Below are 12,421 nucleotides of genomic sequence, written 5' to 3'. Positions count from 1 at the left end.
CGTTTACTTAATTTCCATTCAAGCAATTTTATTAGTATAATAATGGATCGTGTCGAATTAAAGCTATACCATGCCTAAACTCAAGACTCGTAAAGCCGCAGCGAAGCGATTCCGTGCCACCGGCACCGGCAAAATCGTCCGTCGGAAAGCGTTCAAAAGCCACCTTTTAGAACACAAATCTTCTGACAAAAAGCGTAGTATGCGCCAGAGTGCGCTTGTACATGAACGCGATGAACTCAACGTGCGCTTGATGCTCCCATATTTGTAAGTCCTTCAGGAAATAATAAGTTATGACACGGGTAAAACGCGGTAATGTAGCTCGGAAGCGCCGCAATAAAATTCTCAAACTAGCTAAAGGTTTTCGCGGTTCCCACTCAACTCTGTTTAGAACTGCCAACCAACAAGTGATGAAGGCACTACGGAGTGCTTACCGCGATCGCAAAAAGAAAAAGCGCGATTTTCGTCGCCTCTGGATCACGCGCATCAACGCTGCTTCCAGGCAACACGGCTTAAGTTACAGCCAGTTGATCGGGAACTTGAAAAAAGCTGATATCCAACTAAATCGCAAGATGTTGGCACAATTGGCAGTCCTCGATCCAGCTAGCTTCGGCAAAGTCGCTGAACTAGCAAATCAAGCTAAAGGATAAAGGTGGCCACGGATGCATAACAGATGTAACAGATGGCAAGTAATTACTCGGTTACATCTGGTATTATCCGCCACTATTTTTTGGATATCTTGCTTTTCCCTAGTGGGGACAGGATTCACTGCATCTGCCGCCGAAATGCCAGAAATTCAGCAGCACGGCTATCTAACTGTTGCCGTCAAAGATAACTTGCGTCCCTTGGGATTTAAAGATGCCAGTGGCAATTTGCAAGGACTAGAAATTGACTTGGCACAGCACTTGGCACTTGACTTGGTTGGGAAAGCAGGGGCTGTAAAATTGAAACCTGTAGCGAATCGCGATCGCTTGTCTGTAGTCTTAGATAAGAAAGTTGATTTTGCGATCGCTAGGGTGACAGCAACCGAGTCACGCAGCCGTATAGTTAGTTTCAGTGTTCCCTACTATTTGGATGGCACTGTATTAGTTACAAAAGATGCCTCTGTGCAGCAGTTGAGTGATTTGGCAAAACAAAAAATTGCCGTCCTGAATAACTCCAGTACCATTGCTAAAGTGCGGTACTATGTGCCAAATGCCGAGTTAGTAGGAGTGGATTCCTATGAGGAAGCGCGAGAAAAAATAGAAAGTAATGCCGCCGTAGCCTTTGCCGCAGATGCTAGCGTTCTGAGTGGTTGGGTGCAACAATATCCCCAATATCGGCTACTGCCAACCAAGCTATCAACTGAACCCTTGTCTGTAGTCATGCCCAAGGGATTGCAGTACGATGAGTTAAGACGAAAGGTGAATCAAGCGATCGCTCGTTACTTAGAACAAGGTTGGCTCCAGCAACGCTCTGAATATTGGGGTTTACCGTAAAAGAGAGAGGCGATTAATCGCGTCTGTACAGGAGTTAGGATAATTATCCTGATCTCCATCATGGCCAATAAGCTGATAATAGATTACAGAAGCAATTTTTAATATTTGTATTTGCAGCAATGGATAACAGTCTAGCCGTTGTTTATCTCTCAATTTTGGTGGTAATACTCACAATTGCAGCCGTGGGTGTTTTTCGCCAGATTTTCAAAACTCGCAAGATTGAAGGCTCCTTTGCAAGATTGCGAAAGAAGTTAGAAAAAGAAAAGGGTACGACTCAAGAATATTACGAGTTAGCCAGTATTTATTCAGACAAAAAAATGTATTCCCAAGCGATCGCACTGTTTCAAAAAGCTCTTAAAGCTGCCCCAGAAGAGGGAGAAGAAAATATTGCCCCCATTTACAACGGTCTGGGTTACGTTTATTTTACCCAAGAGCAATATGACCTCGCAATTCGTCAGTATAAAGAAGCCCTAAAATCTAAACCAGACTACGTAACAGGGTTGAATAATCTCGGACACGCTTACGAGAAAAAAAAGTTAACTACTCAGGCGTTACAAAGTTACGAAGAAGCACTAAAATTTGCTCCAAATAACTCTATTGCTAAACGCCGTGCTGAATCTTTACGTCGTTTAGTTTCTGCGTAATTGCTGATACTGTTAGCAAATTAATTTAGCTTTAGCTTCTTAATTTATCGGGTTTCAGGCTTCGGCTTAGAAATAGATAACTATAAGTCTTTTGTAAAAATGTAAAAGATGATTAAGCGGCTAAAGCGTTTTTTGTGGCTAGCTATTCCCATCATTGTCGTTATTTCTATCTCACTCGGACTAATTGGAATATTGACGGCTCAACAGCCTTCGATTTCCCATCCTCTCACTTCGCTAACAGAGGCAGAAATTAGTACAGCTGTTTCGGTCATCAAAAGAGAAAAAACTTTGAGCGAAATGGCAGCTTTTCCACTTATTGCTTTACAAGAACCAGATAAAGAAGAAGTTCTAAATTTTACACCGGGTAAACTCTTCCAGCGAAAAGCTTTTTTGGTAATCTATGAGCGATCGCAAAACAAAACCTTTGAGGGAATTGTTGATCTGACAAGCAAAACTTTAAATTCCTGGAAAGAAATACCGTCTGTTCAACCTGCGATCGTCGCTTCAGAATATGAACTTGCAACTCAAGCTTTTAAATCCGATTCCCGATGGCAAACAGCGATGCGAAAGCGGGGAATTACAGATTTCAACCAAGTCAAAATCAGTTGTTGGGCACCAGGAATCCTGAGTAAACAGGAAGAAGCAGCAGGAAACCGTCTTTGTCGGGGTTTATTCTACTACAAGGGCAATCGCTGGAATTATTACGGGAGTCCAATTGAAGGAATATTGGGAACCGTCAATTTGAACACAGGTAAAATTTCCAGTTTCGTGGATAGGCGGATAGTTCCTTTTTCCAAAGAAAACTGGAACTATGATTTAAAGTCTTTGGGCAAATTACTTTCACCGCCTAAAGTCTTAAAGATTCTCCAACCGAATGGTAAAAGTTTCCAGATCAAAGACAATGAAATTAGCTGGCAAGGTTGGAAGTTTCGCTATTTAATGCATCCCCGCAGTGGATTGGTGCTGTACCAAGTGACGCACAAAGACGGAGAAAATATCCGACCAGTTTTATACCGCGCTAGCCTATCGGAGATGGTAGTACCTTATGGCGATCCTGAGCCTACTTGGTCATTTAGAAATGCCTTTGATGTTGGAGAATATAACCTTGGTTTGCTAGCAAATACGATGGAGTTGAGTAAGGAAATTCCCGAAAACGGTCTTTTGCTGGATGCTGTATTTGGTAATGAGCAGGGAGAACCTTATGTAATGCCAGGGGTTATCGGTATCTATGAGCGCGATAACGGAATGCTGTGGAAGCACTATGAGTATAATACTCAGCGCAATGATGTCCATCGCAGTCGAGAATTAGTCATGACAATGACTGCGGCCGTTGACAACTATGATTACAGCATCAATTGGATCTTTCACCAAGATGGGACTTTGGAAGTCCAAAATGAATTAACGGGTATCGTGCTGGCGCAGGGAACGGCTTCTGAAAAGCAATCTGATGATAATTTCTATGGTCGGTTGATTGCTAAGAATATCTTCGGAGTAAATCACCAGCATTTTTTCAACTACCGCCTAGATTTCGATGTCGATGGTCAAGCTAATTCTGTGATGGAAATGAACGTGAAAGCTTTGCCGATGGGTGAGAAAAATCCATTAGGAAATGCGATCGCAGTTGCAGAAACCCCACTCACAAAAGAAACTACTGCTGTGCGCGATTTGGATATGAAAAGCAGTCGGGAATGGATGATTGTGAGTGCAGATAAGAAAAATCCGCTAGGGGCTGCACCTGGATATATGCTGATGCCTGGTGGAAATTCCATGTTTTTCCCAGTAGAAGGCTCGAAAATCCGTCAACGAGCAGAATTTGCGACTCATCACGTTTGGGTAACAAAATATAAACCTGCTGAACTTTATGCTGGCGGCGATTATCCTAACCAGACTCAACCAGGACAGGGTTTACCAAAATATATTGCAGACGATGAATCCTTGACGGGTGAAGATCTCGTGCTGTGGTACACAATGGGCGTAACTCATATTCCGCGATCGGAGGATTGGCCTGTGATGCCTGTTCACCAAGTTGGATTTAAGCTAGTACCTAGAGGATTCTTTAGCCGGAATCCAGCGATAAATTTACCTGAGTAAAATATTTGTTGGCTTAAGTTTCCTTCCTTCAGTTTTTTTGTCATGTCTAAAGGGAGCAACTTGAATGCTGATAAACTTATATAGGTCAAATACTGGCACTTGTTAAAGTAGGATATCTAATGAACTTTCCAGAAATTAATATTCCCGGTAATGGCAAGCTGCACGCTCGTTTAATTACTTCCTTGGGTGAAATCGTAGTTCGTTTGGAAGAAGAGCGAACCCCCAACACCGTCAAAAATTTTGTTGGTCTAGCAACCGGAACAATCGACTGGAAAGACCCTAAAACTGGTGAATCTGGTAAGGGAACTCCAGCTTACGATGGGGTTCGCTTTCACCGGGTCATCCCAGATTTTATGATTCAGTGTGGCGATCCCCTGAGTCGTTATCTAGATACAGCCAGTCGTTGGGGTACTGGTGGACCAGGATATCAATTTGAGGATGAGTTTCATCCTGAATTGAGACACACTGGTGCAGGTATCCTGTCGATGGCTAATGCCGGACGCGGTACAAATGGTTCGCAATGGTTCATTACAGAAGCACCAACGCCTCACCTTGACAACAAACACAGTGTTTTTGGTGAAGTTGTCCAAGGTCTAGATATAGTCAACAAGATCGCCAATGTACCTACGACTAGAGATCGTCCGAATCAAGAGGTCGTGTTACAAAAAGTAGAAATTTTTCGGCAGTAATTAAAGCCATTTCCCTAAAATTTATATGTCTCATGATTTTAGGGAAATGGTAGTTTTAAGATTTCAAAATGTAAAGGGAATCATCCGATGCGTAAGTCCTAAAATTTTCTAAATTGATTGGTGATAGTTAATACCTTTTCTTTGTCACGCTGCGCCAAACCCTTTTAAATTCTTTCTTTCGTGTCCTACCCTGCGGGAAGCCGCTCCGCGTCTATGCGTCCTTCTCTACGAGACACTACACGAACACGGTTCGTTTTTCTTTCTTTTTTCTTGTACTTAAATATGATTTAGCCCATTTTCATACAGAATTTTGTATAACACACCGCCCCAAATAGAAAACAAATTTGCCGAAAAATTAAGATTTATTTTAAAAAAGCAACAGTAATCTTGTTAAATTCAGAAGCTAGATTCTAATCAGGAACAAGGTTTGAGCGATGCCTACGTCTACATACCGCAGTTAAAACCCTTACAACTCTTCACTTCATCAGGGATACAACTTTTGAGACAATCAGAAACGATTTAATAATAATCAAGCACTTATAGTCCACTCTTATCGGACTCCGTGTTATTTCTGTTGAAAAGGGAGAACACAAACATGAAATTGGCTTACTGGATGTATGCAGGCCCAGCCCACATCGGCACTCTGCGAATCGCTAGCTCTTTTAAAAATGTTCATGCGATCATGCACGCCCCCATTGGCGATGACTACTTTAACGTCATGCGCTCCATGCTATCGCGGGAGAGGGATTTCACTCCAGTGACAACCAGTGTTGTTGACCGCAACGTTTTGGCACGCGGCTCTCAAGAGAAGGTGGTTGATAACATCATCCGCAAGGATGCCGAGGAACACCCGGATCTGATTGTCTTAACTCCCACCTGCACTTCTAGCATTTTGCAAGAAGACCTGCACAACTTTGTCGAACGGGCGCAACTGGAAGCTAAAGGAGACGTAATGCTGGCGGATGTGAACCACTACCGCTACAACGAACTCCAAGCCGCCGATCGCACTTTGGATCAAATCGTTCAATATTACATTGAAAAAGCCCGGAAGCGGGGCGAATTGCCAGAGGGCAAAACAGCAAAACCCTCAGTTAACATTATCGGTACTACCACCCTCGGTTTCCACAATAATCACGACTGCACCGAACTGAAACGGCTGATGGCTGACTTGGGGATTGAGATAAATACCTTAATTCCCGAAGGTGCTTCGGTGAACGACTTGAAGAAGATGCCCAAAGCCTGGTTTAACCTGGTGCCTTACCGTGAACTTGGTTTAACCACAGCTCGTTACCTAGAAGAACAATTCGGCACACCTTATATAGACATTACTCCAATGGGTGTGGTGGAAACTGCCCGTTGTATTCGCAAGATTCAGCAGGTAATCAACGCCCAAGGTGCAGAAGTTGACTACGAAAACTTCATCAATGAACAAACCTTGCATGTATCTCAGGCTGCTTGGTTTTCCCGTTCGATTGACTGTCAAAACTTGACTGGCAAAAAAGCTGTGGTTTTTGGTGACAACACCCACGCCGCCGCCATTACTAAGATTTTGACGCGAGAAATGGGGATTCATGTTGTTTGGGCTGGTACTTACTGTAAATATGATGCAGACTGGTTCCGCGAACAGGTTAGCGAATATTGCGATGAAGTGCTAATTTCCGAAGATCATGGTGCAATTGGGGATGCGATCGCTCGTGTCGAACCCTCCGCCATTTTCGGCACCCAAATGGAACGCCATGTTGGTAAGCGTTTGGATATTCCCTGCGGCGTAATTGCAGCACCAATCCACGTCCAAAACTTCCCCATTGGTTACAAACCATTTATGGGTTACGAAGGCACGAATCAGATTACAGATTTGATCTACAATTCCTTCACTTTGGGAATGGAAGATCACCTATTAGAAATCTTTGGTGGTCATGATACCAAAGAAGTTATTACTAGGGGAATTTCTGCTGATTCTGATTTGAATTGGACAAAAGATGGTCAAGCAGAATTGAATAAGATTCCTGGATTTGTGCGAGGTAAAGTGAAGCGTAATACTGAAAAATTTGCGCGCGATCGCGGTTTCAAAGAAATCAACGCTGAGGTATTATACGCCGCCAAGGAATCTGTCGGGGCTTAATTTCGGGACTTAACAATATCAGCAGTCAACTTCTAAGAGTGACTGCTGATATTTTTATGAATTAAGTAAAGCCAGAAAATTACCTAGTCCTTCTGTTTAGTGTTTTGATTAGTTCAGTAATCAACTTCAATTGGATTTGGGAAAAGTAACTCATTGAAAGGATTACGGCTACTGCAATTCCTCCATACATCAATATAGGGATTGAAACTGCGGGTGGGAGTGATGTTGGAGGATTAGTTAGATTAGAAAAGACAAGCAGCCCCTGCTGTTTTTCTACCTTCACCACTGTATTTTGACCATAAAAGTCGTATTCCCATTTTTGGAAAAAAGAGGGTGAAGACTGAAAAAAAGCAATTCCATTGTTTTTATTCATAGGTTAAAGACCCACTAAATTTATAGTTTTCAGACTAAAGCTTTTTCTTAGTGGGCCTATCAAGTGTGTCAAAGATATGAATAATTGTTAAGCAGAATAAGCACCACCCTTACCAGCACAGACCTTTGTACCCTTTTTCCAAGCATAAGAGTAGCTTTTTTCCCAGGTAGCTGATTCTCTCTTACGAATTGAAGTAGCTATATGGTTATGAAATTCGTAAAATGTGTTCATAAAGGTATCAAAATTTTCTTTAATCCGTCGATTTGACTTTGACTCCCTTCGACAAAAAGTAATAAAAAGAAAGTACCAACGTCTTTCTTTAACAAAATGACTCTTTTCTAATGATTTATATTTCTTAATTTCTATTGAATTACGTTGCTCCTCAAGAACTAACTTTGTCGTTCCATCTTGATTTTCTACTAGATGAGATTTTTTGCCTGAGTTAATTATTTCTTTTATTTTTGGAAGTGATTTCTCATAATGATTTTGTAGACAAGGTAAAAACTCATCTTCTGCTTCTTCTTCCAAAAAGGCGAAGAACATTTCCAAAGGAGATTGGAAAGGATACTTAAAAGGTAAGTTTGCTTTTAGATATTTTTCTTCAAATTGCGGTTCAACAACAACAACCTGTACCAATTTCCATAAACCCATCAGATAGTTCATCCATCGTCGGTAGTGTTCACAAATATGAGGGTCAATTTGCTTATTATCAGCAATAACGTCAAATGGATTATGTCGGATAGAATGACTTTCTTTCCAAAATACTGATAGTAATCCATAGTTAAGCCTTAACCTCAACCACTCGATTCGTTGCTCGTCGGTCTTTGCTTGAGATAGTAGTTTGTCGGAGGGTAGTTGGGCTAGATAGTCGCTAATCAACTGATATTCCTGTTTTTTTGTGTCCGTAGGTTCTTTCATCGTTGTATGCTAGATACTTATAAGTTTGAAGCACTTATCAATACTGATTTTAGCTAATAACCAGTCAAGTTATTATGTACTGTAAAGCCTACAGCATTAGGAAATCTCCCACCATGTCCAACCAGACAAACTTGACTGATGCTCGTAACAACCTAGCCGAACTCTGCGCTCAAGTAGTTGAAGATAGAGAAGTGGTAATTATTACCCGACAAGAAGGCGAAAGCGTCGCCCTAATTGCTGTTGATGAACTAGATAGTTTACTAGAAACATCTCATTTACTTCGTTCACCTAAAAATGCAGTCCGTCTGTTAACTGCTTTGGAAAGAGCAAAAGCTAGAACTTTAAAACTGAAATAGCACATAGCGACAAGCCACTGTGCGTTTACGAATCGTGACAAAGCTTATTTTGTAAGATGTTACCCTATAGCGATGTCTTGCGGCAACCCTTCGAGCGATCGCATTCCTTTACGCAGAAATTTACTGATAAATAAAAATTAAAATCGAACAAATATCACAATACATAATTATTACTTCGGGGATCTAATAGGCAGAATAACCCACTAGAGGCTTAACCGATGTGTCTCCCGTGACGAAGTAAAAAAAGCATCATAAAAGCCTCGCAATATCTCTTATAGAAAAAAAGCAGATGCATGTTAATCTTTTAATCTCATCGTCTTGCTTTCTGGTCTTACCCTATGCATCTGCACTATTCACACCCCCAACACCTTGAAGAATTAGTCAAGAGTAGTGGTATAGACTTACACTTAGTGCAACTCAATTTTAAGTCACTCCAAGGCGTAACGGCTTATGAGTACCTATTGATTTCTGAGCTACTCCCGCGCACCAATACTGGTATGGTGAAAGCTGGATGGTTGCAGCGTTATGCTCATATTACTGAAGGTGGTTGGTGGTGTTCCGGGCTAGACCCTTTCAATAATTGGCAAATGATGGAATGGGGATGCTTTAAGCCAAACCAACCCCGACAGAATCACAATGGTAAGTCCATCAAATACGAGCATCCCCCAAGCACGCCAACGCGGGTGTTTTGTTTGCGGGTAACGCTGCAAGTGTGGCAGCAAGTCGCTGAACGTTACAATCTGGTCATGCCTGACAATATCACCATTACTGCTGATTGTGAAGCTAGAGGCTTTTGGCAATGGGTGATGCAACAGAACATTCCCCTCATTCTCTGCGAGGGTGTGAAGAAAGCAGCAACGCTGTTGACACAAGGATATGCAGCTATTGCTATTCCCGGAATTACCAGTGGTTATCGGGTTGTTAAAGACGAATTTGGCAAAGTTACCCGTCGTCAGCTAATTCCCGACTTAGCAGCGTTTGCAATTACAAAGCGTAGCTTTTATATTTGCTTTGATTTTGAAACTCAACCTAAAACAATTGCTGCTGTAAATAATGCTATTTCTCAACTTGGTTGTTTATTCCAGCAAGAAAAATGCAATGTTAAAATTATCGAACTTCCAGGAATAGAAAAAGGGGTTGATGAGTTTATCGTTGCGAAAGGTGCAACTAGTTTCGAGAAAGTTTATCGCCAAAGTGTTGATTTAGAAATTTATCTTGCTCAAACCAAACCCCACACTGAGTTAACTATTCCTGCTGCTCTCACCTTGAATCGCCCTTATATAAGTGAAATACCTTTCCCCACGTCTGGATTAGTAGGAGTCAAATCAGCAAAAGGAACGGGTAAAACAACAGCACTGCAAACCGTTGTTCAGCAAGCAAAAAGCAGAAATCAACCCGTTTTGTTAATTACTCACAGAATTCTACTAGGAAGATTTTTGTGTGAAAAAATTGGTATTCAATGGGGAACACATAAAGAAGATGGGGAGAAAAGGATTGATAAAACACTTACCCCCGCTCCTCCCATCCTCCGCTCACTCTCTCCTCAGCAGTCCCTCGGCTTGTGTGTTGATTCGATTTGGAAACTTAACCCGGAAAATTGGCGCGGGGCAATAGTAATTTTGGATGAAGTAGAGCAATCTTTATGGCATCTATTAAACAGTAATACTTGTAAACATAAACGTGTAAAAATATTAAAATTATTCCAGCAATTAATCTCCACAGTTTTAACAACTGGGGGGTTAGTAATTGCCCAAGATGCTGATTTATCAGATGTGTCACTTGAATATTTACACGGATTGGCAGGAATTAAATTAACACCTTGGGTAGTTCTCAACCAGTGGAAACCTCAGCAAGGTTGGGACGTAACTTTTTATGATTCGCCAAACCCAACACCGCTAATTCACCAACTGGAATTAGATTTACTTGCTGGACGTAAATGTTACGTTACTACTGATAGTCGCGCTGGGCGTTACAGTTGTGAAACAATTGAACGTTATCTTAAAGAACGCTTACAAAAATTACGACGGCAATATCCCAAAACCTTAGTAGTTAGTAGCCACACTACAAACACACCTGGACATGAAGCGGTTGATTTTATCGCCGCTATCAATCAAAAAATCTCTGAATATGACGGCGTTTTTGTTACCCCTAGCCTTGGTACGGGAATTAGTATTGATGTCCAACATTTCGACCGAGTTTATGGTATTTTTCAAGGGGTAATTCCTGACTCGGAAGCAAGACAAGCATTAGCGAGAGTGCGGGATGATGTGCCGCGTGTTGTCTGGTGCGCTAAACGAGGTATTGGCTTAATTGGTAGTGGTAGTACAAATTATCGCTTGCTATCTGATTGGTATCAAGAAAATCAAAAAGAAAACTTAGCTTTGCTTAGTCCACTACATAAAATAGATGTGGATTTACCTTTAGTTCATGACCCGATTCATTTGCGAACTTGGGCCAAGTTATCTGCACGGGTAAATGCTTCTATCCGCCTCTATCGTCAATCGATGCAAGACGGTTTGATTGCGGATGGGCATCAAATTCAGATGCGGAGTAATGCTGTTCACAATAATATTATTCGAGATTTACGCTTGGCCTTTTTGGCAACTGACGCTGATGATTTAGCTACCCGGAGAAGATTAATTTTAGAAATTGTCAAAGTTCAAAAAGATTGGGCGCAAAGCCGTCAAAAAGCTAAAGAAATTAAACGCAAAATTAAAGATATTAAGCAGCAAAATCAACTATCGGTAGCAACTGCTGTAGCTAATGCTAAAGATATCGATTATGTAGAATATGAGCAGCTATTAGTGAAACATTCTCTGACTGATGGAGAACGCAACCAAATCAATAAATATGTTCTCAGACAAAGGTATGGTGGAGAAGTTACTCCTTGGTTGAAATTACAGGATGACCAAGGATATTACCGTCAACTGTTAATTCATTATTATCTAACTCACGAAAGTGAGTATTTTCACGTCAGAGACCAGCAAGAATGGCATCAGCAATTGTCTTGGGGTGAAGGGAAAGTTTTTCTACCAGATTTAAAAACTTACACGCTCAAAGTTGAGGCGATGAGAGCCTTGGGAATGCTTCAGTTTCTTGAAGCAGAACGGGAGTTTACTGAGAGTAGTCCAGATTTGATATTGCTGAAAAATGTTGTTTTTCAACATAGTAAGCATATTAAAAGAGCGCTTGGTATTAACTTAGTCGGAGATAAAGAGCAGGTTTCGGCACTAAAAATACTCAGCCGACTGTTAAATTTGTTGGGCTTGAAACTAAAGCGGGTAAATGAGGTTTATCAAATCGACCTAGAAACGCTTTATGATGGCAGAGAGAGAATATTTGCAGTTTGGCATCAACGAGATGAGTTGATGTTGACTCATATTAAAAGTGTTGGCTATGAGTTGCCTGATTATTCTTCAGACTGGAAGTTTGAAATTATCCAAACCAAGCCTTATGCCGCAGTAATCAAGGAAGAGGTAAAGGAGACGAATACAGTCGGGGCTTATACCCACGACTAATTTGAGACATTCAATCTTTCAGATTTGGTTGTTGCTCTGATAAGTACGATTGCTTTAGAAAATCTAGATTGTGAGAAACCATCACAACCTTAATAAATGGAAGCGATCGCTATATTTTACTTAAGTTAGGACGGCGGAAATAATTAAAGCTTCGTAGTGTTCGCATAGCGTCTCGTAGAGAGGACTAAAGTCCTTACTATGAATTCAATTACAATAATTTTACATTGCAAAACAC

10 protein-coding genes are annotated in these 12,421 nt (G+C 41.3%); 9 read left to right on the top strand and 1 reads right to left on the bottom strand.

Annotated elements, in window-relative coordinates:
* The first annotated feature begins 70 nt into the window (after nucleotides 1–70).
* From rpmI to bchB, 7 genes are all read left to right on the top strand, one after another.
* Nucleotides 71–268 carry a 50S ribosomal protein L35 gene (rpmI, locus tag V7K30_RS33075; protein ID WP_109007939.1) on the top strand — a complete coding sequence of 66 codons (198 nt, stop codon included), beginning with the start codon at nucleotides 71–73 and terminating at the stop codon, nucleotides 266–268.
* Nucleotides 269–290: 22 nt separating this feature from the next.
* Complete coding sequence (gene rplT / locus V7K30_RS33070; protein WP_069069781.1) at nucleotides 291–647, top strand: 50S ribosomal protein L20; 357 nt, start codon at nucleotides 291–293, stop codon at nucleotides 645–647.
* 12 nt (nucleotides 648–659) lie between these two features.
* Nucleotides 660–1,475 (top strand): transporter substrate-binding domain-containing protein, encoded by an 816-nt coding sequence (locus V7K30_RS33065; RefSeq protein WP_335006676.1) that lies wholly within the window; start codon nucleotides 660–662, stop codon nucleotides 1,473–1,475.
* 119 nt (nucleotides 1,476–1,594) lie between these two features.
* A complete protein-coding gene (locus tag V7K30_RS33060; protein ID WP_335006674.1) occupies nucleotides 1,595–2,119 on the top strand; it encodes a tetratricopeptide repeat protein in 525 nt (174 codons plus the stop codon).
* A 108-nt stretch (nucleotides 2,120–2,227) separates the two neighbouring features.
* Nucleotides 2,228–4,210: a primary-amine oxidase gene (locus V7K30_RS33055; protein WP_335006672.1), complete on the top strand. Its 1,983-nt coding sequence runs from the start codon at nucleotides 2,228–2,230 to the stop codon at nucleotides 4,208–4,210.
* A 119-nt stretch (nucleotides 4,211–4,329) separates the two neighbouring features.
* The gene (locus V7K30_RS33050; protein ID WP_012411234.1) at nucleotides 4,330–4,899 is read left to right on the top strand and encodes a peptidylprolyl isomerase; all 570 of its coding nucleotides are present in this window, start codon (nucleotides 4,330–4,332) and stop codon (nucleotides 4,897–4,899) included.
* A gap of 595 nt (nucleotides 4,900–5,494) precedes the next feature.
* Entirely contained in the window at nucleotides 5,495–7,021 is a 1,527-nt protein-coding gene (gene bchB, locus V7K30_RS33045) for a ferredoxin:protochlorophyllide reductase (ATP-dependent) subunit B (protein ID WP_335006670.1), read from the top strand.
* 460 nt (nucleotides 7,022–7,481) lie between these two features.
* Here the strand turns inward: bchB and V7K30_RS33040 are convergent, their stop codons facing one another.
* Nucleotides 7,482–8,312: a hypothetical protein gene (locus V7K30_RS33040; RefSeq protein WP_335006668.1), complete on the bottom strand. Its 831-nt coding sequence runs from the start codon at nucleotides 8,310–8,312 to the stop codon at nucleotides 7,482–7,484.
* Between the two features lie 113 nt (nucleotides 8,313–8,425).
* Between V7K30_RS33040 and V7K30_RS33035 the strand changes: the two genes are divergently transcribed.
* Complete coding sequence (locus V7K30_RS33035; protein WP_335006666.1) at nucleotides 8,426–8,668, top strand: type II toxin-antitoxin system Phd/YefM family antitoxin; 243 nt, start codon at nucleotides 8,426–8,428, stop codon at nucleotides 8,666–8,668.
* 338 nt (nucleotides 8,669–9,006) lie between these two features.
* Entirely contained in the window at nucleotides 9,007–12,186 is a 3,180-nt protein-coding gene (locus V7K30_RS33030; protein WP_335006664.1) for a plasmid replication protein, CyRepA1 family, read from the top strand.
* Nucleotides 12,187–12,421: the final 235 nt, after the last annotated feature.

This window comes from Nostoc sp. (assembly GCF_036917655.1).
Taxonomy (GTDB): Bacteria; Cyanobacteriota; Cyanobacteriia; order Cyanobacteriales; family Nostocaceae; genus Nostoc.
Note: the sequence above shows the minus strand (reverse complement) of the source record. Positions and strands in the feature narration are given on the sequence as shown.